The sequence below is a fragment of the Schauerella aestuarii genome (genome assembly GCF_009866805.1).
GTDB classification, from domain to species: domain Bacteria; phylum Pseudomonadota; class Gammaproteobacteria; order Burkholderiales; family Burkholderiaceae_B; genus Schauerella; species Schauerella aestuarii.
The window spans coordinates 544399-567771 of sequence record NZ_SIZW01000042.1; the positions used below are offsets into that span (position 1 = coordinate 544399).

Consider the following 23373-nt stretch of genomic DNA (forward strand, 5'->3'; position numbering starts at 1 on the left):
CCTGGGCCCGCTGGCGGCGGGCCTGCTAGACTGCGCGGTGGCGCGTATCGCCTGGGCGGGGTGTTCCCGCGCCACTCGCGCGCCTTCTGACCGTTGCCCTCCATGACCTCTGCACCCGCCTCCCCTGCCGCCCTTGCCTTCGGCGGCCTGCCGCTTTCAGCACCCTTGCTGCTCGCCCTCGAACGTTTGTCGTTCACTGCGATGACGCCCATCCAGGCCGCAACCCTGCCGTTCATCCTGGCGGGCCGCGACATCATCGCGCGCGCCAAGACCGGCAGCGGCAAGACTGCCGCATTTGCGCTGGGTACGCTGCAGAAGATCGACACCGCAAGTGCGACCACGCAGGCGCTGATCCTGTGCCCGACCCGCGAGCTGGCCGACCAGGTGGCGCAAGCCATCCGCCAACTGGCGCAAACGATTCCTAATTTGCGGGTGTTGACGTTGTGCGGCGGCGTGCCGATCCGCGGTCAGGTCGAATCGTTGCAACGCGGCGCGCATATTGCCGTGGGCACGCCAGGCCGCGTGCTCGATCTGCTGGATCGCGAGGCGCTGAACGTGTCGGGCATTTCCACGTTGGTGCTCGACGAAGCGGATCGCATGGTGGACATGGGGTTCTATGAAGATATCGCCCGTGTGGCGAGCCACTGCCCGACGGCCCGCCAGACGCTGTTGTTCTCGGCCACCTATCCGGAAAATATCCGCAAGCTGACCACGCGCCTGCTGCGCAGTCCGCAAGAAATCACCGTGGATGCCGAGCGCGCGCCGCAGGCCATCACGCAGAAGTTTTTCGAGATCGATCCCAGCGCGCGGCTTGCAGCGGTGGTGCAGTTGCTCTCCCATTTCCGCCCGGAAAGCGCGCTGGCATTTTGCAATACCAAAGCCGGCTGCCGCGAGCTGACCGAATATCTGCACGCCGCCGGCATCAGTGCCCTGGCGTTGCACGGCGATCTTGAGCAACGCGATCGCGACGAGGTGCTGGTGCAATTCACGCAACGCAGTTGCGTGGTGTTGGTGGCGACCGATGTAGCCGCCCGCGGTCTGGATATCGCCGACCTTGCCCTGGTGATCAATGTTGAGGTCAGTCCGGATCAGGACGTGCACGTGCATCGTATCGGCCGCACGGGCCGCGCGGATCGCACGGGCATTGCGCTGACCTTGTGCGCCCCCGAAGAGATGCAATGGGCCACGCAGATCGAAGCGTTTCAGCCCACACGGCTGGAATGGGCGAAGCTTGCCGACTATCCGGCGGACGTGCGTCAACCGCTCAAGGCGTCGATGATGACGTTGCTGATTCTGGGCGGCAAGCGCGACAAGCTGCGTCCCGGTGACGTGCTGGGTGCGCTCACCGGTGAAGCGGGGCTGTCGAAAGAGGAAGTGGGCAAGATCGCCGTGGGCGACGCGGTGAGCTATGTGGCCGTGGCGCGCGCTGCGGCCGGCCGGGCGATGGAAGCGCTGGCGAACGGCCAGATCAAGGGTAAGAAGTTTCGCATCCGCATGCTGGGTGTGGATGGCCAGGGCCGGCCCGCCGATGGCGGCAAGCCGGAAGCAGGCCTGTCCATGCCGGCCCGCACGGGCGCCAAGTCTGGCGATCGGGAAGCCCCCCGCCGCGCAACCGGCGCTCGGCCCCCGCGCAGTGGCGCCGGTAATCAGGCAGGCGCCGGCGCGCCGTCATGGAGCAAGCCACAGCCGCGTTCGGGGTCGGGTAGCGGTTCGGGCGCGCCGCGCCGGGACGACGGCCGGGCGCGTCCGGCCGGCTCGTCGGCTCAGAAGCGCTCGAAACCTGCGAGATAACGCCATTGGCCGGGAGCCAGGCCGGCCAATGGCAGCCGGCCGATCCGCAACCGCCGCATTCCGGTGACGGTCAATCCGGCGGCTTCGCACCGCTCGGCGATCTCGCCCTTCTCCGGCGTCTTCAGCGCGAAGCGCAATTGCCCTTCGCTCTGCCAACTCACTTTCGCCTGAGCTTTCCTGTCGCCGCTCGAACTGCGCGCCAGTTGCGTGATTACGTCACGATCCGCCGCAGCATCACCCGTGACCGACACCACGTACTCGTGTTCGATTTCGGAGGCGTCGGTCACGAGCTTGCGCTTGATCCGGAAATCCTGGGTGAGCACCACGAGGCCGCTGGCCCCGGTTTCGAGCGGCGTCACCAATTCGAGTCGCTTGAAATGGATGCGCCGGATCGCGGCCGCGCCTTCCGGGCCATGTGCGACTTGGTTGGCCGCCACGAGCAACGCGATGTAGGCGTCGATCACGCCATCATCCAGGCGCGTCGTCAACCCTTCGGGTTTGTTCAGCAGGAACGTGGCTGGCGGAATGTCCGCCGTGGTGGCCTCGTCGGACAAGGCGACCACTTGACCGGGCTGGACGCGCTCGCCCGGCTGCTCGACGACGCGGCCGTCGACCGATACCCACCCACATTCGATGTAGCGCTCGGCTTGTGCCCGCGAGCACGCAAATTGATCGGCGACCTGCTTGGCCAGACGCACTGTTTCGTTCATAGGACGGAAAGCTTCGATACAAGACGCTAGCGCGCAATGTGCCATTGTAGGCGCGTGTGCTCGACCCCGAATGCTTGAGTAATTGCGTGGCCTTTTGCATAATGCGAATCACTTTCGGGCAATCGCTTGCAAAGCAGCCCGGTCTTCGATCGGACGCATAACTTTTTTAAGAAGAACACCATGATTAAATCCGACGACGCGGGCAAGTTGGTTATTCGAGTTGCCTTGGGCGTACTGATCCTTTTGCACGGTCTGTTCAAAATCAAAAGCGGCGTGGGTGGCATTGCCGGCATGTTGTCGTCGCACGGCTTGCCGGGGTTCCTCGCCTACTTCGTCCTGGTCGGCGAAGTCGTGGCGCCCGTGCTGATGATCATCGGCCTGTTCACGCGCATCGCCGGCTGGGTGATCGCGATCAACATGCTGGTCGCCATCGGTCTGGCCCACATGGGCAGCATCGCCAGCTTCACCGGTCAAGGCGGCTGGGCGCTTGAGTTGCAAGGGATGTTCCTGTTTGCATCGATCGCCGTTGCGCTTTTCGGTGCCGGGCGCTTCAGCGTCGGCGGCACGGGCGGACGCTACAACTAACAGCTACTCATGCAGTCAAAAGGCCCCTCTCGGGGCCTTTTTCAATGCTGCGCGCTGATGCGCCCACAGTAACCGCTCGGTACTCGCTCGGTATTTCGGTATGTGCTCAAAAGCCGCTCAAGAGCCAATCCGTAGCCGATCCGTAGCCCTTCAGGAGCCGGATTCGGGGCGGGGGCTGCCAGACCAACCCGTCGCCTGGCGCGATTAACGATACTGGCGCGTGGGCGGCGGTGTATAGCGTGGCGGCGTGACCGGACGCGTGGGTTGAATGGGCTCGACGGCCCGCATACCCGGCGATGGCGCCGCGCGTTGCGGGGTGATCGCGGGCGCTCGCGGTGTTGTTTGCGTGCTTGCCGCACCGGGATTGGGCACCACACGCACGGGCGATGGTGCACGCTGCATGTTCGTCTCACCCGTAACGGTTGAAGGCGGCGAATAAACCGCTGCAGGCGCCGGTTGCGTGGTTTGCATGCCCTGCGCGACCGCTGCACCGCCCCCCGTCGCCAATCCCAACATCAATGCGATGCCGATCGCGCGCGAACCTGGCGCGACAATGCGCCCGTGCATCGACGTGGCGCCCTGAGTGGCAGGAAATAGCCGTGTGCTCATGTTGTGCTCCCAATAAAGGTGCTATGCATTGAACCGTTGCGGCGGTTGCCTGCTGCAATCGGTAGCTCAGCGCAGGCAAGCAAGGGCTGAGCCCGCGCGAAGAGCCGCCTGTGGACGCAACGGCTTGAGCGATAATGAGCGCATCGGCCCCGTCGGCCGGCAGCTCGATAAAGGGAAAGGAATGCGCACGATCGCGAAAAAACGTGTAGTTGCCGGTGTGCTCGCCTTGAGTGCCAGCGCTTTCTTCAGTCTGGCGGGCGCCGTTGCACAGGCAGCGTTGCCGCTGGGTCATGCCGCGCCCGACTTCAAGGCGGAAGCGGCCAAAGGGGGCCAACCCTTTACATTCGATCTCGCCGCCACGCTCGCCAAGGGTCCGGTCGTGCTGTATTTCTATCCCGCGGCGTTTACGTCGGGCTGCACGATCGAAGCGCGCAACTTTGCCGAGGCCATTCCTCAATACACCGCACTGGGTGCTACGGTGGTTGGGGTATCTGGGGATGACATCGGTACCCTCAAACGCTTTTCCGAAAGCGAATGCCAGGGCAAGTTTGCGGTCGCCGCCGACAAGGACGGCCGCATCATGAAGGCCTACGATGCAGCGGGCAGCATATCGGCCACGTCGGCGCAGCGCATCTCGTATGTGATCACGCCCGACGGCAAGGTGATCGAGGCCTACGCGGCCTCGAGTCCCGACCGCCACGTGGCCGAGACGCTGCAGGCCCTGAAAACCTGGCGAACCAAGAATCCGCAGTAGGCTTGGCGCAACCGTCTTCCGCATGGGGCGAACGTGCCGGGCCAGAATATCAGGCGAACGTCTCAGGCTGTCGCGTCAGCTCTCCCTACCTCGACGCCGCACCTGCGAACCGCACGGACGCTGCACCTGCTGCACCTGATGCATCTGATGCATCAGGGCAACAACTCGCGCACCAGCTCGGCCGGGCGGCATAGGCGTGTGCCCTTCGCGGTCACCACAAACGGCCGATTGATCAAGATCGGATGTTCGATCATGGCATCGAGCAACTGATCGTCAGTGACGCCAGGCGCGTCGAGCCCAAGTTCGGCATACAGCGATTCTTTTGTGCGCACGGCATCGCGCACGGGGATACCGGCCTGGGCGATCAAGCCCGCGAGCACCGGGCGGGAAGGCGTGTCTTTCAGATATTCGACAATCGTGGGCTCCTCGCCGCTCTCGCGCAGGATTTCCAATACGGCGCGCGACGTGCCACAACGCGGGTTGTGATAGATGGTAGGGGGATGCGACATATCAATCGGTCGGCCAAAGAGGAGGATGGGTGCCTGGCGGCATCGACGGCCGCGGCCAGCATGCAGGGGTGTCTGAAAACCGGGCGGCGTGCCGCACTGCGGTCAGCGCGCCAAATCCAGATTCGGACGTTTCGAGCACATTGTCCACGGGCGGCATGGCAATTGACAAGCCATCCTTGATGCGCCCCAGCCCGCGCACCCATTTTGCCGTCTGCGCCAGCGATACGCGCACGTGCCACGACCCACCTTCCTGCGCTTGCCGCCACAGCGCCGCCTGGGCGCCCAAGGCCATCAAGTAGCCCGACGCGTGATCCAGCAATTGCACCGGCAGCGCGAGCGGCTTCGACTGGCCGGCGGCGGCCGCTTCGGCGTGATTGAACCCAGTGGCCGTCTGCACGAGCGAATCGAATCCGCGGCGTCCTGCCCAAGGCCCTTCGTGACCATAGGCCGTCAACGACACATACACAAGGCCTGGCCGCAACGCGGCCGCCTCATGCGGTCCAAAACCCAGCCCCGCAAGCGCACCGGGCCGATAGCCCTGAACGAAAATGTGCGCATCGGTCAACAGCCGCTTGAGCGATTCGCGTCCCACCGCAGTACACAGATCCGCATGGGCGGACAGCTTGCCCCGACTTGTCTCGATCAAGGTACTGATATTGGGCAGATCGGGCGCGTTGATCAACATTACATCCGCGCCGTACGCGGCGAGTGCACGGCCACACACCGGGCCGGCAATGATGCGTGTGAGCTCGAGCACGCGCACATGCGCCAGCGGCCGCTCGCCGGGCGCACGCTCGGGCCAGGCGCGTGGTGGTGCATCCCCGATGCGCTCGAGGGTGAACACCGGCAACCGGGCGATCGCGTCAGCCTGAGGGTGGGCATCCCATTGCTCGAACGATCGCATGGCCGACACCACAATCCCCGCCTCCGCGCCTGCCGACTCGAAGGCCTCGGCGGACCATTCGCGCAACGCTGCTTCAACCTCGGCGCGCCCCGTGTTTGGCCCCGTCGCCAAGCCCAGCAGCCGCAACGCGCCATCGCGATGATGCGCAAAGTTGGCATGAATGCGCACCCAGCCATCCGCGCATGGGTAGAGCCCGGTGATCTTGTCCCAGATTTCCGGCGTCTCGCCGTCCACCTGGAAATAACTGCGGCATTCTTGCGCGGCATGCAGCATGTCCACAGTCACCCGTTGCGGCGTACCGCCCCGCGCCACGTCGATCTGGGCGGCAGCCAACGCTGCCGCGCCCAGGCTTGCCTGCGCCGCCGTGCCGACGGCAAATGACGAGGGCAGCACGGGATCGCCACCCGTCAGGCTCATCTGCGAAAGCGTTGCCGGCGGCATGCCGGCATGACGCCATAGCTCACGCAGGGCATCTCCAGGCGACACAGGCGGCGACGCCTCCAGGGCGGTGGTCAAAGACGAGGACATATGGCGCTCCTTGAGAAAGGTTGATCGCATGCGGTCTGCAGCGCTTTCCGTTCGCGCGTGGCGCATGGCGACGACGTCGACCTACGCATTACACGGCCCGAAGCGAGGCGGGTCAAATTCGTCGAGGTGGGTCAAATTCGGTCACACCCTGCACCATGGCCGCACGCCGATTCAGGCATAGTGCTGCCTTGTCTTCTTTTTGCCCGTACGGCCCTTCGATCATGAACGCTATCTGCTGGTTCCGCACCGATCTGCGCGTGCACGACAATCCTGCGCTTGCCGAGGCTATGGCGTATGGCCCTACCCTGGCTGTTTTCGTCATTTCCCCGGTACAGTGGCAGGCCCATCGCGAAGCGCCGGTCAAAGTCGATTTCTGGTTGCGCAACCTGGCCGCGTTGCAGCAGGCGCTCGATGCTTTGAACGTACCGCTGAAGATCATCCATTCCGATGATTGGCAGGATGTGCCGGAGAAGTTGGCGGCCTTATGCAAGGCGCACGCTGTGACGGCCGTCCACGCCAATGCCGAATGGGGCATCAACGAGCGCCGCCGCGATATCGCGACGGTCGAGCGGCTGGATGACGAAGGGGTGTCGTGGACGGTGCATCACGGCTCGTCTTTGTTGATACCGGGATCGGTGGTAACGGGTAAAGGCGAGGCCTATAAGGTCTTTACCCCCTATGCCCGCGCCTGCCGCGAACGCTTGCAATCGGCGCCGCCGCGAACGGTGCCTTTGCCGCACAAGCAGGCCAAAGCGCCCACGTCGAGTGATGCGATCCCCAAAAGCGTGCCCGGTTATCACGCACCCGATCGTGCCCTGCACAGCATGTGGCCGGCCGGCGAGGATGCCGCCCTGGCGCGCGTGGAAGCATTCGCCAACGATGCGATCGCGCACTACAAAACCGAGCGTGATGTGCCCGCCGTGGATGGCACGAGCCGAATCTCGCCTTATCTGGCGGCCGGCGTGATTTCTCCCGGACAGTGCCTGCGCACTGCGCTTGCCGCCAATCACGGCGAACTCGACAGCGGCAAGCAAGGCATCACTACGTGGATCACCGAACTGCTCTGGCGCGAGTTCTATCAACATTTGATGGCCGCCAATCCATCGCTTTCCATGCATGCCCCAATGAAGCCTGCCACGGGCGGCATTCCGTGGCGTGACGATCCGGATGCGTTCGACGCCTGGACCGCTGGCCGCACGGGCTTTCCCATCATCGATGCCGGCATGCGTCAGTTGATGGAGATGGGCTGGATGCACAATCGGCTGCGCATGCTCGTGGCGATGCTGCTGTCGAAGAATCTGTTGATCGACTGGCGCAAGGGCGAGGCCTGGTTCATGGCCAATCTGATCGATGGCGATCTGGCCTCCAACAACGGCGGATGGCAGTGGAGCGCCTCGACGGGTGCGGATGCAGTGCCCTACTTCCGGATCTTCAATCCCGAGACGCAGTCACGCAACATCGATCCGCAGGGCCGGTACATCCGCAAATGGGTACCGGAACTCGCCGACTTGAACGATCGCGACATTCATGCGCCCTCCGCGCAACAGCGGCGCGACGCCGGCTATCCAGAGGCCATCGTCGATCTGAAAGCGACGCGCAAGCGTGCACTTGAAGTGTTCAAGGCGCTGGGGTAATGCGGTTGTCGAATGGGCAAGCGCAACCATCGTGATGCATCGATGGTTGGGTGATATCTGATATTGGGGTAATTCCTCATCAATTTGATATTTATCAAATAGCCTTTGGCCGATACGGGAGATCATCGCGAGATTGGTATCAGAATCTAACAATCGCACACATGCCTGACTCAACCGCCGCGCGTCCCGTCACCGATCACGAGTATGTGCTTCGCGACGACCAGTACCTGATTTCCCGCACGGATCTCGAAGGCCGCATCCTGTATGCCAATCCGGCATTCGTCGAGGTGAGCGGTTACGACAAAGATGAGCTTTACGGCGCGCATCACAATATCGTGCGCCATCCAGGCATGCCGCGAGGCGCCTTTGCGGATCTCTGGTCCACGCTCAAGTCAGGCCGGCGCTGGTCCGGGATGGTCAAGAACCGTCGCGCCAATGGCGATTTCTATTGGGTTTTTGCCACCGTCGTGCCCGTTATCGAACACGGCGAGTGTGTGTCGTACGCGTCGGTGCGCGTCAAACCGTCGCGCGATCAAATCGAGATTGCGGAAGCGGCCTACATCGCCCTGTGCGACGAAGAAGATGGCTTGGGCCGCGCCCATGTGGGCGTGTCTGGTGGCCGATTGGGTCCGCGCGGCTGGCGCGCCTGGGTGCCGGGCAGCGAACGATTCGGTCTGGGCGGTGCGCTGGGCGCACGCAGTCTGGCCAGCGGCGTGGTTGCGCTGGGTGCCGTGGCGGCAACGGCCTGGTCGGCCCAGCATGCCGACGCGGTGCCGGCCAGCCTCACGCCCTACTTTCTGCCCGGCGTTCTCACCGTCGGGGCGCTGGCGATCGTGGCCACGCAGTTCGCCGTGTGGCGTGCGGCCGTTCGTAGTCTGACCGGCCCCACCCACACCACCGATCAAATTGCGACGGGTAATCTGATGCGCGATGTGGATAGCGAATGGGATGGCGGCCACGGCGCCGCGTCACGCCTGACGCTCTCCATGGACATCATGCGCAAGAGTCTGATCAGCATCACGTACGACGTGGCGCAAAGCGTCGGCAAGTTGCGGGGTGAGGCGCATGCCATCACGCAGAGCAATGAAGCCCTGCGCCACGGCACGCTCGAACAGAATGCCCTGCTCGATGCCGCCGACAGCCGCATGGGCGCGCTGGCCGATAGCGTGGCGGAAATGGCCTCGGCGGCCGACCGCGCCAATCGTCTGGCCGCGCAATCGTCGGACGTCGCCCGCAAGGGAGGCGCCATCGTGCGCGAGGCAACCACCGCCATGCACGGCGTGGTCGAACGCTCAAACAAGATCTCCGAAATCGTCGGCATGATCGAGGGTATCGCTTTTCAGACCAATATCCTGGCGCTGAATGCGGCAGTCGAAGCCGCCCGCGCCGGCGAACAGGGCAAGGGGTTTGCCGTGGTCGCCTCCGAAGTGCGCAACCTGGCGCTCAAGAGCGACGGCGCCGCGAAGGAAATCAAACGCGTGATCGAAGCTTCCGAGCAAGTCATCAGTCACGGTGCCCAGTGCGTGGAAGATTCCGGACGTGCCATGAGCGACGTGCTCGACTCGGTCGCTCGGGTAAGCGACATCATGCGCGAAATGACCGACGCCACGGCGACCCAGCTCATCGACATGAATGACGTGCGCAACAGCATTGCCGCCACCGGCCAGGCCGCGCAACGCAATGCCGAACTGGTCGAAGTGACCAGCGGCTCGGTGCATGTGCTCAATCTTCAGGGCGACGCGCTCCAGCATGCGATCTCGGTCTTCCGGCTGGATAACGTCCCGCCGCTGGCGGCGGCATCCCCCAGCGCGTTGAAGCGCCCAACATTGCCGTCTTCACCGGCAACGGCACGATCCAGTGGTGTCACGGCACCGCGCCGCGTCCGCGAGGTCGCCACGATCGGATAGAATCGCGGCCCATGCCGCTCCCTATCCTAGCCCTCGCCGCCGCCGCTTTCGGCATCGGCACCAGCGAATTCGTCATCATGGGGTTGCTCCCCAATGTGGCGCTCGACCTCAAGGTCACCCTCGATGCCGCAGGGCTGCTGATCACCGGATACGCCATGGGCGTGGTGATCGGCGCGCCGATCATGGCGGTGTGCACGGCACGCCAGCCCCGCAAAGCTACCCTCATTTTTCTGGCCAGCACGTTTGTGCTGGGAAACGTGCTGTGTGCGATCGCGCCCAACTACGGGATGCTCATGGCGGCGCGCGTGGTCACCGCCTTCTGCCATGGCGCGTTTTTCGGGCTGGGGGCGGTCGTCGCGGCGGAACTGGTACCGCGGCATCAGCGGTCCAGCGCCATCGCACTGATGTTTACGGGGCTCACCCTGGCCAACGTACTGGGCGTGCCCTTGGGCACCGCCTTGGGCCAGATCGCCGGCTGGCGTTCGACCTTCTGGTGCGTGTCGGTGATCGGGCTTGCAGCGGTGGTGGCGCTGGCGGCCTGGCTGCCCGGGCGTATCCCCATGAAACCGGCCAATATTCTCAGCGAGTTTCGCGTGCTGAAGGATGTGCGTGTGGTGTGGCCACTCGCGGCCAGCGCATTGGCATCGGCCTCGCTCTTTTGCGTGTTTACCTTCATTACGCCGATTCTCACGCAGGTCACCGGGTTTTCCGAACGTTGGGTCAGTGGCGCGCTGCTGTTTTTCGGTGTGGCACTCACCGTAGGCAGTACGCTGGGCGGCAAGCTCGGCGACCGGCATCTCGAAGCCTCACTGCGGTGGGTGTTCTTCGGCTTGATCCTCGTCTTCCTTGGTCTGACGCAGGCGATCCACCATGTTGGGCCGATGTTGCTCACCCTGTTCCTGTGGGGCACGCTGGGATTTGCCGTGGTGCCGCTGTTGCAGACGCTCATCGTCGACCAGGCGGCTGACGCACCCAATCTGGCGTCCACGCTCAACCAGGGCGCCTTCAATCTCGGCAATGCCGCCGGCGCCTGGATGGGAAGCATGGCCCTCAAACAGGGCGGCGCCCTGACCGACCTGCCCTGGATCACCGCCGGCCTGGGCGTTGCCGCTTTTGCGGTAACCCTATGGGGAACCCGCTATTACGGGCGGCGCCCCCTCGACCCGGCTACACTCACCTCCTCTGGCTAGGGAGATGTCATGACTTCGATATTCGACTTTTCGGTGCGCGGCAACGATGGCACTCAAGTGCCGCTGGCGACCTATAGCGACCGCGTCTTGCTCGTGGTCAATGTCGCCTCCAAGTGCGGCTTCACGCCGCAATACGCCGGCCTGGAGCGGCTGTACCGCGCTTATCGCGACACCGGTCTGACCGTGCTCGGTTTTCCGTGCAATCAGTTCGGCCATCAAGAACCGGGTTCGGATGAAGAGATCAAGCAATTTTGCGAGACCTCGTACGACATCACCTTTCCGATCTTCGCCAAGGTCGACGTGAACGGCGACGATGCCGATCCCCTTTACGCCTGGCTGAAGTCGTCCAAACCGGGACTTCTGGGCACCGAAGCCATCAAGTGGAATTTCACCAAGTTTCTGGTGGGCCGTGACGGCACGGTCATCAAACGCTTTGCGCCGACCGACACGCCCGAGAGCATGACGCCCGCCATCGTGGCCGCCATCGGGCAAACACAACCCGTTTAATTGCGGGGACGTGGCCGGCGAGGATGCCAGTCGAGCGAAACGCTCCTGCATCGCCCCAGTCTCTAATTCGGCATCCGCGTATCGAACCAGCAAGGAGATGTGATGATCGACCTGTATTACTGGACCACGCCTAATGGTCACAAGATCACGCTGTTTCTCGAGGAGTCGGGGCTGCCCTACGCCATCCATCCGATCAATATCGGCAAGGGCGATCAGTTCACACCTGAGTTCTTGAGCATCGCACCCAATAACCGCATTCCGGCCATCGTCGACACGGCACCTGCGGATGGCGGTGAGCCGATCTCGGTGTTCGAATCCGGCGCCATCCTGCTCTATCTCGCCGACCGCACCGGGCAATTCATCCCGGCCGACCTGCGCGGCCGCAATGAAACCCTGCAATGGCTGTTCTGGCAGATGGGCGGCCTCGGTCCCATGGCGGGCCAGAATCATCATTTCAAGGCCTATGCCAAGGAGAAGATTGCGTACGCCATCGACCGCTACGTCAATGAGACCAACCGTTTGTACGGGGTCCTGGATCGGCGTTTGACGGATCGCGAGTTTATCGCGGGCGACGCCTATTCGATCGCGGACATGGCCAGCTACCCCTGGATCGTCCCGCACGAGCGCCAAGGCCAGAACCTTGTCGATTTCCCGAATCTGAAGCGCTGGTTCGACGCCATTGCCGCTCGTCCAGCCACCCAGCGCGCTTACGCCTTGGCCGACACGATCAACACCACGCCTGCCGTCAACGATGAGGCATCGCGAAAGATCCTCTTCGGTCAGACCAGTGCCCAACGAGGATAAGCCATGAGTCACGGCGAATTCAAAGTACCCGGCGGAAAACTCGTCGTGGCCGATGTCACGATCGATGCCGGCCGATTCACGGCCGTTCAGATCAGCGGCGATTTCTTTCTCGAGCCCCCCGAGGCGCTCGACCTCATCGACACCGCGCTGCGCGGCTTGCCGGCCGATGCGCCCGAAGCCGATCTGGCGCACGCCGTCCGGCAGGCATTGCCGCCCACCACCGAAATGTTCGGCTTCTCACCTGAAGCGGTCGCCACAGCCGTGGCCCGCGCACGTTCATGACACGTACCGACTGGAAAGACTACGACTGGCAACTGATCCACGACGCCCCGCAGTTGCCGCTCACCCACATGGCGCTGGACGCCGTATTGGCCGATGAAGTGGGCGCAGGCCGACGGCCGCCGACACTGCGCATCTGGGAATGGCTGAAGCCCGCCGTGGTGATCGGGCGGTTTCAATCGCTGCGCAACGAAATCGACCCTGAAGGCGCCACGCGCCATGGCATCGAAGTCGTCCGGCGCGTCAGCGGCGGCGGCGCGATGTTCGTCGAACCCGGCAACACGATTACCTATTCGATCTATGCGCCGGAGGCGCTGGTGAAGGGTATGAGCTTCCAGGAATCCTACGCCTACCTGGACGACTGGGTGCTCGAAGCCTTGGGCTCGCTGGGCATTCGTGCGTGGTACCAGCCCTTGAACGACATTGCGTCCGATGCCGGAAAGATCGGCGGCGCGGCCCAAGCCCGGCGCGCAGGCGCCGTCCTGCACCACGTCACGATGGCTTACGACATCGATGCCGACAAAATGCTTGAGGTGCTGCGCATCGGCAAGGAGAAGCTGTCCGACAAGGGTACGACGAGCGCCAAAAAGCGTGTCGACCCCTTGCGTACGCAGACCGGCATGGCCCGCGAAGACATCATTGCGCGCATGCTGGACACTTTCCGCGCGCGTTATGGTCTGACCGAAGGTGCCGTCACCGATGAGGAGATGCGCTTGGCCGGCAAGCAGGTTACCGAACGCTTTTCGCGGGAAGACTGGATCGCCATCGTCCCTTGATCACCGCGGGGCGCTACGGCGTCGCGTATTGAGATGGCGTGCCCGCCAAACGGCTTGATCTTGGCTGCGCCGCGGTCGTGGACGCTCGAGTGGGTGCTTGATGATGAAGGGTGGCGCTTGAGCGCTCCGACGGCCGACGCATGAGCGCGTTGTGGTTGCGTTATGGTCGCGGAGGCTGACATCATTCGAATGTGATGCTTCGCGGCGCCTGTGAGGCCCCGGCCGCTTGATTCCGCGCGCCCCCCATGGCGCGCTTTAAACAATAGGAACGTTGTGACGGATATTTTCGCTTCTGCACCGATCGTCGGGCGCTCATCTTTCGTTTTCCGACCGGTCCGTCGAGCCGCGCAAAGCATGTTGATCGCGACCGCCGTTCTGCTCGCGGGTTGTGGCTCATCGCCCAAAGATACGATCAGCCTTGCCAATCAGAAGGCACCGTCCAGCGCCTCGTCCGGCACTCCCGGCGATGCCGGCAGCGTCTCGGTCAAATGGTCGCGTACCAAGCCGGGCTGCACCGGCCAGTGCCCCACGATCGACATCGATTCGGTGGCCTTCCCCGGCGAACCCAAGCTCACCGAACTGGTCGACCACGTGCTCGCCTTCATGACCGGCGTCGATCGCCAGCAAAACCTGCCGTACGACACGATTGCCGGATACGTCGACTACTTCTGGCAAACCGCGCAAGCTCGGGATGCCACATCGCTGCGGGGCAAGGTGCGCGCGAGCAGCGGCAATCTGATCGTGGTCGAATTGGGCACCACGCAAACCCTGACGGGGGCGGCGCACGCCATCCCGGCCACACAGTTTCTCAATTGGGATCGGGCGCGCGATCGCGTGGTGGCATTGGATGAAGTGGTGATACCTGAACGACGCGCGGCCTTCGTGGAAGCCATGCGTGCCGCGCACACGCGCTGGAAGCAGACCGTGGACGATGCCAAACGCGACCCGGCATCTTTCAACCGGATGTGGCCATTCCAGGAAACCGACAATTTTGCCCTCACGTCCGACGGCATGGTGCTCAAGTACGACGCTTACGTCATTGCCCCGTATGCCGCCGGCCAACCTGAACTCACGATCCCCTATACCGCGCTGCAAGGCATCTTGCGGCCGGGATGGATGCCGAAGTAAAGGCTTTACGGATGCGGCACCCACCCGCACATATAACAATGAGAAACGCCCGCGATGCGGGCGTTTCTCATTGGTCGTGGTCTGGCGTCAATTCAGCATTCGCCTACCCACCTATCGCCACGGGGAGTGTCCGACAACGCTTCATTGCCTGCAGCGCCGGTGGCAACTCAGATGCCGTCCGGCGCCCTCACCGCTTACGGATACAAGCCGCGCACCTGGCGTGCTTGCAGGATGCGCGTGCACGCCACGATAAACGCGGCGGTACGCAGCGTGACCGAATGCTCGCGGGCGACGTGGGATACGGCGGCGAACGCGTCGCGCATGATGCGCTCCAGGCGATGATTGATTTCGTCTTCGCTCCAGAAGAAGCTTGAGAAGTCCTGCACCCACTCGAAATAGCTGACCGTGACGCCGCCGGCGTTGGCGACGACGTCGGGGACGACCAGAATGCCTTTGTCACGCAAGATATCGTCGGCCTCGGGGGTCGTGGGACCGTTGGCGCCCTCGACCACGACCTTGGCGCGCACGCTATCGGCGTTGCCGGCATGGATCTGGCTTTCCAGAGCCGCCGGGATCAGGAATTCGGTTTCCAGCGCCCAGAAGGTGTCGCTGTCGATGGCTTCGGCGCCGCCAAATCCGCCCACACCACCGTGCTGAGCCACGTGGGCCAGCAGATTGGGCACATCCAGGCCGAATTCATTGTGAATCGTGCCGGTGTGATCTTGCGCGGCGATGACTTTTGCACCGGTTTCGTGGAACAGACGCGCAGCGGTGCCGCCCACGTTACCAAAGCCCTGAACGACCACGCGCGCACCGACCACGTCGAAACCGATGTCACGCGCGGCTTCGCAGCCGACGACGAACACGCCGCGACCCGTTGCTTCGACGCGACCCAAGCTCCCCCCCAATGCGATCGGCTTGCCCGTCACCACGCCGGTGGACGTCAGGCCTTCGTTCATGGAGTACGTATCCATCATCCAGGCCATCGTTTGCGCATTCGTATTCACGTCTGGCGCAGGAATGTCTTTGGACGGGCCGATGATGACGCCGATCTCGGTGGTGTACCGGCGCGTCATGCGTTCGAGTTCGGACTGCGACAGCGTGCGCGGATCCACGCGAATGCCGCCCTTGGCACCGCCAAACGGCAGGTTGACTGCCGCATTCTTGATCGACATCCACGCCGAGAGCGCCATCACTTCCGACAGCGTCACATCCTGGTGAAACCGTACACCGCCCTTACCGGGACCGCGCGAGGTGTTGTGCTGCACGCGATAGCCTTCGAAGTGCGCCACCCGACCATTGTCGAGTTCGATCGGTACATCGACGATCAACGCACGTTTCGGTCGCTTGAGCGTTTCCACCCAGCGTGCCAGCGAACCCAGATAAGGCGCCACCCGATCGACCTGCTGGAGGTAAACCCCCCAAGGACCAAGGTGGGTGGGATCGAGATAGGACGGCAAAGCATCGGCGGGCGGTAAAGACGACATGCGCGGTCTCCATTGATTGGGATGGCAGCATTCTAACGAACAAACCAATATGGCCCCAATTAAATTTAAATAAAATTAATTAGGGACATATTGATTTGACGGCGTCATGTTGCGTTTGTGCAGCGTATCGCTGCACCGCTCATCCTAAGGGGAATCCGGCAATTCGTCATCCTGGCTTCCAAGCCCCAGCCCGCGTACACCGCCGACGCCGGAAGACTGTCCAGCAGAGGTGCTGCCGTTTGCGCCGCCATTGGAACCCGTCGTGCCCGAGGCCGCTCCCGGCGCAGCACCGCCTGCATTGCCGCCTACGCCTGAACCGCCCGCGGATTGCGCCCCTGCACGACTGCCGCTCGTGGGCGCCAATCGGCTTTCAGGATCCGCGCCGCCTGCGCCCGAACCAGACGACCCACCGCTGCCTCCACCGCCACCAAACATCACGCCGCCGCCACCCGCTGCTGCGCCGCCACGGGACCCGCCGTTGGATGCGTTCTCGCCGGGGACCGGTCGATCGGCACTGCCACGACGTTCCCGATCACGCACGCCACTGGCGGATTCGAGCGTTTCTGCCAGACGCGTTTCCTTCACCGAGCGCGCCCAATCGGCCGCACTCAACCCTTGAAGATTACGCGTGGTTGGGTCCGCACCTGCGGCGAGCAGGCGATCGACCACTGGTTTGCTGCGGGAGTAAGCCCCCATCATCAAGGGCGTCGTGCCATCCGGCGCGGGTGCGTTAACAATGGCGCGCTGTGCGAGCAACAGATTGACCGTATCGATCTTGCCCTTGGATGCCGCGTAGTGCAGAGGCGTCCAGCCCAGACGATTAACCTGGGCACCACGCGCGATCAGCGCCTTGGCACGCGTGGTTTCACCGAGCACAGCCAGAAACATCAACGGCGTTTCGTTTTGACGGTTGGCAGCGTTGACGTCGGTACGCGGATCTGCGGCAACCAAGTCATAAACTTTCCAGGCCTTGTCTCGCATGGCCTGCATGATCGTCGGCTGACCATCGGGCGTTGCCCGATTTGGATTGGCACCCTGCTTGAGCAGGGGCGCGATGCGATGCGCGTGGTCGTTGGTGACATACACCCACCAGTCGCTTGCTTCGTCAGCCACCGCTTGGGCGGCGAAGAGCGCAAAACCACATGCAAAAAGTGTTTGCATCGTTACGCGCCGAATGATCGGTCCCACCATGGCTGTCTCCTGGAAACCCGCCTTCAAAGCACGCAACATGCCCGAACATGAGGGTTTACTTCAATGTTTTCACTTTAAATATTTAGGTTTAAATATACGTCCCAAACCACTGATTCAAGACGGTTTTTTTAATATATCTAGAATTTACTTTAAGATGACCACGACGTCGGCGCCAGCGGTGTGAATCAGAAGCAACGGCGTCACCATGGATGACGCCGCAATCCCTAGCGCTGCGCCTTGCCGAACAGCGTGAAGAAATTATTGGTCGTGGCACGTGCGACATCGGCAACCGAAATTCCCCGCAACTCGGCAATCTTCTCGGCCACGTGCATCACCTTCGAGGGATCGTTGGTTTTGCCCCTGAAAGGCACCGGCGCCAGATATGGCGAATCCGTTTCGATCAGCAGGCGATCCAGGGGCACGCGAGAAGCCACATCGTGGAGCGTGGTCGCGTTCTTGAACGTGACGATCCCGGAAAGCGAAATGTAAAAGCCCAACGCCAACGCCGCTTCCGCCACTTCCCACGATTCGGTAAAGCAGTGCATGACGCCCCCTGCCTGCTGCGCCCCTTCCTCGCGCATGATCCGCAAGGTATCGTCGGGCGCAGCCCGCGTATGGATGATGAGCGGCAGTCCGGTCTCGCGGCTCACCTGAATATGGGTGCGAAAGCGATCCCGTTGCCAGTCCAGTGGCTCTTTGAGGCGAAAGTAATCCAGACCGGTTTCGCCAATGGCGATGACTTTGGGGTGCGCGGCGAGCGCAATGAGCTGCTCGGCGGTCGGCTCGATCGTGTCCTCATAGTCGGGATGCACGCCAACCGAGGCCCACAAATGAGGATACGGCATCACGCCGTCGATCAAGCCCTGCCAATCGGGCAGATTCACGCTCACCACCAAGGCATGCGTGACCTGATTTTGCGCCATGCGGTCAAGGATCGCGGGCAGATCGGCGGCCAGATCGGGGAAATTCAGATGACAATGCGAATCGACGTACATAACGCGGCAAGGCTTAAAGTGATATCAAGCCTGGCAGGATAGCACCACGCGCTGCAGCGCCGCATGGATGAAAAGCTTGGCATTCAAGGGATGTGTGGCCAATGTGCGCTGGCGAGTCAGCCATCGCGCGCCCTCCGCCAAGGGCTCGGGCTTGGCACGGGCCGCGGCAGCCGCGCTGGCTTTCGCCAAGGCGGGAAAATAGCGTACCGGTGCCCCAACCTGGGCCAGCGACAGATCGATGTACAGCCGCTGGAGGGTATCGATCCACTCGGTGGCAGGGGTTTTTTCGATCGTGTCCGCCATCGCGCCAACGTCAGGCGGTTGTCCACGTGCGAGGGCCTGCAATAGCGCGGCGGCCCATTCCGGGCATGCGAATTCGCGCGTTTGCGAGCGTTCCAGTGCAGCGAGCGGCGCGCCGCCGGCCGCTGCCAGCCAAGCATCGGGCGTTGCCACACCCTGCTCACCCAACCAGAGTAGCGCCTGTACGCTGTCCGGCGTCGCCATCGGCAGCCGGCGGCATCGCGACAACAACGTCGGCAACAGGCGGTCGGGCGCATCGGCCACGATCAGGAGAATCGTGTGCTCGGGAGGTTCTTCGAGAATTTTCAAAAGCGCGTTGGCGGCCATCACGTTAAGCGCTTCGGCGGGGTACAGCAGCGCCACTCGCCATCCGCCGCGATGCGTTGCCATGTTGAACCAAGGGCCCAATGCACGGATCTGGTCGATACGGATATCCTTGGAGGGTGCCCGCTTGGCGCTGCCGGAAGCCGGCGCGGCGCTCTCACCGCCCCCATCGCCCTCGTCCGCATCGCTGGGCGCATCCGCGCCCTCTTCCACCGCCACCGCTTCAGGCCGAATGCGCCGAAAATCGGGATGATTGCCGCTTGCCATCCAGGTGCACGATGGGCAATCGCCGCAGGCCAATCCATTCACAGGCCGCTCGCACAGCAGACTGGCCGCGGCCGCATGCGCAAACGTCACCTTGCCGATGCCGGTCAACCCGTGCAGCAGCCAGGCATGGGCGAAACGCTCACGGTCGCCGAGCCACTGCTGGGCCAAATCGCGCTGCCACGGATAAAAGCGCGGCAGGCTCATGCGCTGGCAGCCATCATGTCGGCCAGGGAGGCTTCCAATTGCTCGCGAATCGCGGCAATGCTCTGCGTGCCGTCGATGATACGAAAGCGTTCGGGATCGGCGGCCGCTCGGGCGTGATACGCGGCTCGCGTACGCTCGAAAAACGCCGCGCCTTCGCGCTCGAAGCGATCGGGTTCGCGGGCGTCGGCCAGCCGGGCGCGTGCAACCTCGAGCGGCACATCGAAAAGCCAGGTGCGATCGGGCTGAAACGACGGATGCACCCATTGCTCCAATGTCGCGATACGCGACGCACCCAGTTCACGGCCCCCGCCCTGATAGGCATAGGTCGCGTCGGTGAAGCGGTCGCACACCACCCACTCGCCGGCCTCGAGCGCGGGCTGAATGACGGTGCGCACATGTTCGCTACGCGCGGCAAACATCAACAGGGTCTCGGTCTCGAGCGCCATGGGTTCGGTCAGCACCAACGCCCGCAACCGCTCGCCCAAGGGTGTGCCGCCGGGTTCGCGGGTGGACACAACCGAAACGCCATGGGCGCGCACGGCATCGGTCAGCCACGCGATGTGCGTGCTTTTGCCCGCACCATCCACGCCTTCAAGCGTGATGAAACGACCGCGTTGTTGCGTCATGGTGTTCTTCCGAGAATAAAGCGGGAAACATTGCGATTGTGATCGGCCAGATTGGTGGCGAATTCGCTGGTGCCGTCGCCGCGGGAAACGAAATACAGAAACTTATGGGTCTCGGGATGGACCGTCGCGCGCAACGCGGCCCGTCCCGGGCTGGCGATCGGCGTGGGCGGCAGACCGTTACGGGTGTAGGTATTCCACGGCGTATCGGTTTGCAGGTCGCGCTTGCGAATTCGGCCGTCATACGCCTCGCCCATGCCGTAGATCACGGTGGGATCGGTCTGCAGCGGCATGCCGATCCGCAGCCGGTTGATGAACACGCCAGCCACCCGATCGCGATCCTGGGTGTGACCCGTCTCTTTCTCGACGATCGACGCCAGGATCAGCAATTGATAGGGGTCGGCCAGCGGCAGATCGGGATCGCGCTCGGCCCATATCTCGGCCAGGATCGCTTGCGACTCCTTGTAGCCGCGGCGCAGCAGATCGAAGTCGGAGGTTCCAGGGCTGAAAACGTAGGTATCCGGAAAGATCAGGCCCTCAAGGCTGTCGCCGGTGCCACCCAGGCGAGCCACGATGTCCTTGTCGCTGACGCCGTCCAGCGTTTGCTTCACATCCGGATGCGCGCGCAGCGCTTGGCGAATCTGCCGCATGTTCCAGCCTTCGACCAACGTTACCTGGCGTTGGCTCATATCGCCGCGCGCCATGCGCGTAAGCAAAAGCCACGGGCTATCGCCGCGCGAGGCTTCATATCCGCCCGCCTTGATGAGCTTGTCTTGCTCGCTCAACCGCGCCATCCAGACGAAGCCGGGCTCCCATACGGTCAATCCGGACGCATTGAGTTGCCGCACGATCGTGCGTACGCTGCTGCCGGGTTCGACCACGAAATCGACTTTGTCGGCGGTCATCGATATCGGCTGCGTTGCCCAATACCAGGCCGCGCCAACACCGGCGGCTACGAGGAGGACCAGCGCCAGCAGGCCGCACGACAGGAAGATAAAAATACGCTTTTTCATAGGAGTGCGAAGTGTAATGGATTGCGCCCCGGCCAGCTTCGGCACATAGCCGGACAGCCGTCGGGGGCAATCGACGATTTACCAGCGCCGGGGTATATCATCCTGCCTTTAGAGACACCATGCATAAGGCCTCCCCGTGACTTTGGACGCTTCGACTTCGCCTTCGGTTTCCGACATTTCGCCGGCTGCACATGCCGGCGCCGAGCTACCCGCCATCGCGGGGGCGCAATTCGCCCCACTTCCCGAATTTCGCGTTTTCGCAGCCACGGGCGCCGACGCGCCCGCCTTCCTGCATGGGCAATTGACGCACGACGTGACCGGTCTCGGACCTGACGCTGCCCGCTTCGCCGGGTACTGTACGGCCAAAGGCCGCCTGCTGGCCACGATGGTGTTCTGGCATGCCGCGCCCGCCGAAAACGGCGATCCGGTGATTCAAGGCTTCCTGCGTGCCGACATCGCCGAAGCTGTGATCAAAAAGCTCTCGATGTTCGTGCTGCGTGCGAAGGTCAAATTCTCGTTTCCTGAATTGCAGGTGTGGGGTGTTCAGGCTGAAGCTGCCGCGCAGCAGACCATCCTCGACGCTGCGGGCGCCGTGCCCGTGACGCCGTGGCGCGCGGCACATCTGCCGAGCGGCACCTGGATTGCCGCGCCCGTCGCCGAAGCGGCGACACGCTGGTGGTGGGTGGCAGACGAAGCGCAGCGTGACGTGGCCTTGCCCACTTTGCGCGATCGTGCGAGCGAAGGGGTGGCGGCCAGCTTCCGCATGAAAGATCTGCAGGCAGGCCTGCCTTGGGTCAGCGCACCCACGCAGGACGTTTTCATCCCGCAAACCCTCAATCTGGACCTCGTGGATGGGGTAAGTTTTACGAAGGGGTGCTATCCCGGCCAGGAAGTCGTGGCGCGCAGCCACTACCGTGGCACGGTCAAACGCCGGATGGCGCTTGGTACGCTCGCCGGCGGCGCCGCTGCCGATACGGATGGCTTGCGGAATCTGGATATTTTCGACGCCCGCAATCCTGACGAACCCTGCGGCCGGGTGCTGGATGCCGCCGGCCATGGTGCCGTCGCGCTGGTGTTCGAAACCACACTGGCCTCACTCCCGGAAGGCGACCTGCGCCTTGGCGCCGCCGACGGTCCGGTCATCCACGTACAGCCGTTACCCTACGCCTTGGCGTAGCGCGCGTTCGCAACGCGGGTTGGCTCAAGGCAGAATCGCCTCGAGCCGGGATGTGGAACATGCCGATAGATGGCATCTGACCGGCAGGCCGCAGTCACGAAGCATGAACGCGCGGCCGGATTGTCGCGCGTCCTTCAGGCATCGCGTGCCGAGGGTCCTTAGCGGACCCTGCGGACCCTTACTTTTGCGGTGCCCGGGTGTAGAGCTGCAGGATGCTCGAGAAATCGAGCTTGCCGCTGCCGCCCGCGCTGTGCATCGCAAACAGATTGCGCGCCAGTTCTCCAAGGGGCACAGCGGAGCGCGTCGTCATCGCCGATTCGGCAGCCAATCCAAGATCTTTCAACATCAGATCCACGCCGAACCCGCCCGCGTAGCCCTTGGACGCCGGGGCTTGCGGCATGACGCCCGGCCAGGGGTTGTAGAGCTCGGTGGCCCAGTTACGGCCGGAACTCTTGGCCACGATTTCCGAAAGCACTGCGGGATCCAGGCCGTTGGCCACGCCGAGCGCGAGCGCTTCCGAGGTGCCGGCCATGAGGATGCCCAACAGCATGTTGTTGCAGATCTTGGCGACCTGACCCGCGCCTGCGCCGCCGGCGTGAAACAGGTTTTTCCCCATCTTCTCCAGGATCGGACGAGCTCGGGCGACGTTGGCCTCGTCGCCGCCCATGATGAACGTCAGGGTGCCCGCAGCCGCGCCACCGGTGCCGCCGGACACCGGCGCATCGATCATGGCAATCCCGCGCCCCTGCGCGGCTTCTGCGACCTTGCGGGCGCTTTCCGGCGAAATCGTGCTGCAGTCGATCACCAGCGCGCTGGGCGCCACCCGGCCGAGCAAATCGTCTTCCAGATATAGCCGTTCCACATGCAGGCTGGCCGGCAGCATCGTAATGACCACTTCGGCATTGGCCACGGCACTGGCCGCATCGGCGGCGGCGCTGGCGCCGGCCTGCGTCAACTGCGCGACGGCAGACGCCGACAGGTCGTAAACGGTCAGATCATGTCCGGCCTTGACCAGGTTGTGCGCCATAGGCGCACCCATATTGCCCAGGCCGATAAATGCAATGCGAGTCATGGTTTGTCTCCGTGGTGAGCATGGATATGCATCGTGTTGTTCTGATACTGCAATGCGGTTCTTGTGTTGCCGTCGCGATGTTGCAGTTCAATTCGGCGGCCGGAT

22 protein-coding genes and 1 pseudogene are annotated in these 23373 nt (G+C 63.3%); 12 read left to right on the forward strand and 11 right to left on the reverse strand.

Annotation, left to right across the window (positions count from 1 at the left end):
* Window positions 1–102: 102 nt before the first annotated feature.
* A pseudogene (dbpA, locus tag EYW45_RS17645) lies at window positions 103–1500 on the forward strand (ATP-dependent RNA helicase DbpA); the annotation flags it as partial.
* A gap of 263 nt (window positions 1501–1763) precedes the next feature.
* On the opposite strand, the gene EYW45_RS17650 reads toward dbpA, so the two are convergent.
* Window positions 1764–2501, reverse strand: a complete 738-nt coding sequence (locus EYW45_RS17650) for an RNA pseudouridine synthase (RefSeq protein WP_161136730.1) — start codon at window positions 2499–2501, stop codon at window positions 1764–1766.
* A 180-nt stretch (window positions 2502–2681) separates the two neighbouring features.
* On the opposite strand from EYW45_RS17650, the gene EYW45_RS17655 reads away from it, so the two are divergent.
* A complete protein-coding gene (locus EYW45_RS17655; RefSeq protein ID WP_161136731.1) occupies window positions 2682–3086 on the forward strand; it encodes a DoxX family protein in 405 nt (134 codons plus the stop codon).
* Between the two features lie 204 nt (window positions 3087–3290).
* Here EYW45_RS17655 and EYW45_RS17660 read toward each other — a convergent pair whose 3' ends face one another.
* Window positions 3291–3695, reverse strand: coding sequence for a hypothetical protein (locus EYW45_RS17660; RefSeq protein ID WP_161136732.1), 405 nt, complete (start codon window positions 3693–3695; stop codon window positions 3291–3293).
* Between the two features lie 181 nt (window positions 3696–3876).
* Here EYW45_RS17660 and EYW45_RS17665 point away from each other — a divergent pair, with 181 nt between their 5' ends.
* Window positions 3877–4449, forward strand: a complete 573-nt coding sequence (locus tag EYW45_RS17665; protein ID WP_161137096.1) for a peroxiredoxin — start codon at window positions 3877–3879, stop codon at window positions 4447–4449.
* A gap of 152 nt (window positions 4450–4601) precedes the next feature.
* Here EYW45_RS17665 and arsC read toward each other — a convergent pair whose 3' ends face one another.
* Both arsC and EYW45_RS17675 read right to left on the reverse strand, forming a co-directional pair.
* The gene (arsC, locus tag EYW45_RS17670) at window positions 4602–4958 is read right to left on the reverse strand and encodes an arsenate reductase (glutaredoxin) (protein WP_161136733.1); all 357 of its coding nucleotides are present in this window, start codon (window positions 4956–4958) and stop codon (window positions 4602–4604) included.
* Window position 4959: 1 nt separating this feature from the next.
* Entirely contained in the window at window positions 4960–6390 is a 1431-nt protein-coding gene (locus EYW45_RS17675; RefSeq protein ID WP_161136734.1) for a CoA transferase, read from the reverse strand.
* Window positions 6391–6611: 221 nt separating this feature from the next.
* Between EYW45_RS17675 and phrB the strand changes: the two genes are divergently transcribed.
* The 8 genes from phrB to EYW45_RS17710 all read left to right on the forward strand — a co-directional run bounded on the left by phrB (window position 6612) and on the right by EYW45_RS17710 (window position 14615).
* Complete coding sequence (gene phrB / locus EYW45_RS17680; RefSeq protein ID WP_161136735.1) at window positions 6612–8024, forward strand: deoxyribodipyrimidine photo-lyase; 1413 nt, start codon at window positions 6612–6614, stop codon at window positions 8022–8024.
* 161 nt (window positions 8025–8185) lie between these two features.
* Entirely contained in the window at window positions 8186–9931 is a 1746-nt protein-coding gene (locus tag EYW45_RS17685; RefSeq protein ID WP_161136736.1) for a methyl-accepting chemotaxis protein, read from the forward strand.
* A gap of 11 nt (window positions 9932–9942) precedes the next feature.
* The gene (locus tag EYW45_RS17690) at window positions 9943–11121 is read left to right on the forward strand and encodes an MFS transporter (RefSeq protein ID WP_161136737.1); all 1179 of its coding nucleotides are present in this window, start codon (window positions 9943–9945) and stop codon (window positions 11119–11121) included.
* 9 nt (window positions 11122–11130) lie between these two features.
* On the forward strand, window positions 11131–11628 hold the full coding sequence (locus EYW45_RS17695) for a glutathione peroxidase (RefSeq protein ID WP_161136738.1): 498 nt from the start codon (window positions 11131–11133) through the stop codon (window positions 11626–11628).
* A 102-nt stretch (window positions 11629–11730) separates the two neighbouring features.
* Entirely contained in the window at window positions 11731–12432 is a 702-nt protein-coding gene (locus EYW45_RS17700) for a glutathione binding-like protein (protein ID WP_161136739.1), read from the forward strand.
* 3 nt (window positions 12433–12435) lie between these two features.
* Window positions 12436–12714 (forward strand): biotin--protein ligase, encoded by a 279-nt coding sequence (locus EYW45_RS24345; RefSeq protein ID WP_202444781.1) that lies wholly within the window; start codon window positions 12436–12438, stop codon window positions 12712–12714.
* Window positions 12711–13487, forward strand: a complete 777-nt coding sequence (locus EYW45_RS17705) for a lipoate--protein ligase family protein (RefSeq protein ID WP_202444782.1) — start codon at window positions 12711–12713, stop codon at window positions 13485–13487. Before EYW45_RS24345 ends, EYW45_RS17705 begins: the two co-directional genes overlap by 4 nt.
* 354 nt (window positions 13488–13841) lie before the next feature.
* Window positions 13842–14615, forward strand: coding sequence for an RsiV family protein (locus EYW45_RS17710; RefSeq protein ID WP_161136740.1), 774 nt, complete (start codon window positions 13842–13844; stop codon window positions 14613–14615).
* A gap of 194 nt (window positions 14616–14809) precedes the next feature.
* Here the strand turns inward: EYW45_RS17710 and EYW45_RS17715 are convergent, their stop codons facing one another.
* The 6 genes from EYW45_RS17715 to mltG all read right to left on the reverse strand — a co-directional run bounded on the left by EYW45_RS17715 (window position 14810) and on the right by mltG (window position 21019).
* Window positions 14810–16102, reverse strand: coding sequence for a Glu/Leu/Phe/Val family dehydrogenase (locus EYW45_RS17715; protein WP_161136741.1), 1293 nt, complete (start codon window positions 16100–16102; stop codon window positions 14810–14812).
* A 144-nt stretch (window positions 16103–16246) separates the two neighbouring features.
* On the reverse strand, window positions 16247–17263 hold the full coding sequence (locus EYW45_RS25050; RefSeq protein ID WP_235939107.1) for an ankyrin repeat domain-containing protein: 1017 nt from the start codon (window positions 17261–17263) through the stop codon (window positions 16247–16249).
* A 254-nt stretch (window positions 17264–17517) separates the two neighbouring features.
* Window positions 17518–18288, reverse strand: coding sequence for a TatD family hydrolase (locus EYW45_RS17730; protein WP_161136742.1), 771 nt, complete (start codon window positions 18286–18288; stop codon window positions 17518–17520).
* Window positions 18289–18312: 24 nt separating this feature from the next.
* On the reverse strand, window positions 18313–19383 hold the full coding sequence (holB, locus tag EYW45_RS17735) for a DNA polymerase III subunit delta' (RefSeq protein ID WP_161136743.1): 1071 nt from the start codon (window positions 19381–19383) through the stop codon (window positions 18313–18315).
* Entirely contained in the window at window positions 19380–20009 is a 630-nt protein-coding gene (gene tmk / locus EYW45_RS17740; RefSeq protein ID WP_161136744.1) for a dTMP kinase, read from the reverse strand. Before tmk ends, holB begins: the two co-directional genes overlap by 4 nt.
* Window positions 20006–21019 carry an endolytic transglycosylase MltG gene (mltG, locus tag EYW45_RS17745; RefSeq protein ID WP_161136745.1) on the reverse strand — a complete coding sequence of 338 codons (1014 nt, stop codon included), beginning with the start codon at window positions 21017–21019 and terminating at the stop codon, window positions 20006–20008. The genes tmk and mltG overlap by 4 nt, the downstream gene beginning before the upstream one ends.
* A 175-nt stretch (window positions 21020–21194) precedes the next feature.
* Here mltG and ygfZ point away from each other — a divergent pair, with 175 nt between their 5' ends.
* Complete coding sequence (gene ygfZ / locus EYW45_RS17750) at window positions 21195–22196, forward strand: CAF17-like 4Fe-4S cluster assembly/insertion protein YgfZ (protein ID WP_161137097.1); 1002 nt, start codon at window positions 21195–21197, stop codon at window positions 22194–22196.
* 178 nt (window positions 22197–22374) lie between these two features.
* Here the strand turns inward: ygfZ and mmsB are convergent, their stop codons facing one another.
* A complete protein-coding gene (gene mmsB / locus EYW45_RS17755) occupies window positions 22375–23322 on the reverse strand; it encodes a 3-hydroxyisobutyrate dehydrogenase (protein WP_328703659.1) in 948 nt (315 codons plus the stop codon).
* Window positions 23323–23373: the final 51 nt, after the last annotated feature.

What these genes read in the sequence shown, in the direction of transcription:
- holB (WP_161136743.1), bottom strand. Translation starts at nt 19,383, where the DNA reads ATGAGCCTGCCGCGCTTTTATCCGTGGCAGCGCGATTTGGCCCAGCAG.
- EYW45_RS24345 (WP_202444781.1), top strand. Translation starts at nt 12,436, where the DNA reads ATGAGTCACGGCGAATTCAAAGTACCCGGCGGAAAACTCGTCGTGGCC.
- EYW45_RS17665 (WP_161137096.1), top strand. Translation starts at nt 3,877, where the DNA reads ATGCGCACGATCGCGAAAAAACGTGTAGTTGCCGGTGTGCTCGCCTTG.
- EYW45_RS17660 (WP_161136732.1), bottom strand. Translation starts at nt 3,695, where the DNA reads ATGAGCACACGGCTATTTCCTGCCACTCAGGGCGCCACGTCGATGCAC.
- EYW45_RS17685 (WP_161136736.1), top strand. Translation starts at nt 8,186, where the DNA reads ATGCCTGACTCAACCGCCGCGCGTCCCGTCACCGATCACGAGTATGTG.
- EYW45_RS17700 (WP_161136739.1), top strand. Translation starts at nt 11,731, where the DNA reads ATGATCGACCTGTATTACTGGACCACGCCTAATGGTCACAAGATCACG.
- arsC (WP_161136733.1), bottom strand. Translation starts at nt 4,958, where the DNA reads ATGTCGCATCCCCCTACCATCTATCACAACCCGCGTTGTGGCACGTCG.
- EYW45_RS17690 (WP_161136737.1), top strand. Translation starts at nt 9,943, where the DNA reads ATGCCGCTCCCTATCCTAGCCCTCGCCGCCGCCGCTTTCGGCATCGGC.
- EYW45_RS17730 (WP_161136742.1), bottom strand. Translation starts at nt 18,288, where the DNA reads ATGTACGTCGATTCGCATTGTCATCTGAATTTCCCCGATCTGGCCGCC.
- tmk (WP_161136744.1), bottom strand. Translation starts at nt 20,009, where the DNA reads ATGACGCAACAACGCGGTCGTTTCATCACGCTTGAAGGCGTGGATGGT.
- EYW45_RS17710 (WP_161136740.1), top strand. Translation starts at nt 13,842, where the DNA reads ATGTTGATCGCGACCGCCGTTCTGCTCGCGGGTTGTGGCTCATCGCCC.
- EYW45_RS25050 (WP_235939107.1), bottom strand. Translation starts at nt 17,263, where the DNA reads ATGCAAACACTTTTTGCATGTGGTTTTGCGCTCTTCGCCGCCCAAGCG.
- EYW45_RS17705 (WP_202444782.1), top strand. Translation starts at nt 12,711, where the DNA reads ATGACACGTACCGACTGGAAAGACTACGACTGGCAACTGATCCACGAC.
- EYW45_RS17655 (WP_161136731.1), top strand. Translation starts at nt 2,682, where the DNA reads ATGATTAAATCCGACGACGCGGGCAAGTTGGTTATTCGAGTTGCCTTG.
- EYW45_RS17650 (WP_161136730.1), bottom strand. Translation starts at nt 2,501, where the DNA reads ATGAACGAAACAGTGCGTCTGGCCAAGCAGGTCGCCGATCAATTTGCG.
- EYW45_RS17715 (WP_161136741.1), bottom strand. Translation starts at nt 16,102, where the DNA reads ATGTCGTCTTTACCGCCCGCCGATGCTTTGCCGTCCTATCTCGATCCC.
- EYW45_RS17695 (WP_161136738.1), top strand. Translation starts at nt 11,131, where the DNA reads ATGACTTCGATATTCGACTTTTCGGTGCGCGGCAACGATGGCACTCAA.
- EYW45_RS17675 (WP_161136734.1), bottom strand. Translation starts at nt 6,390, where the DNA reads ATGTCCTCGTCTTTGACCACCGCCCTGGAGGCGTCGCCGCCTGTGTCG.
- phrB (WP_161136735.1), top strand. Translation starts at nt 6,612, where the DNA reads ATGAACGCTATCTGCTGGTTCCGCACCGATCTGCGCGTGCACGACAAT.
- mltG (WP_161136745.1), bottom strand. Translation starts at nt 21,019, where the DNA reads ATGAAAAAGCGTATTTTTATCTTCCTGTCGTGCGGCCTGCTGGCGCTG.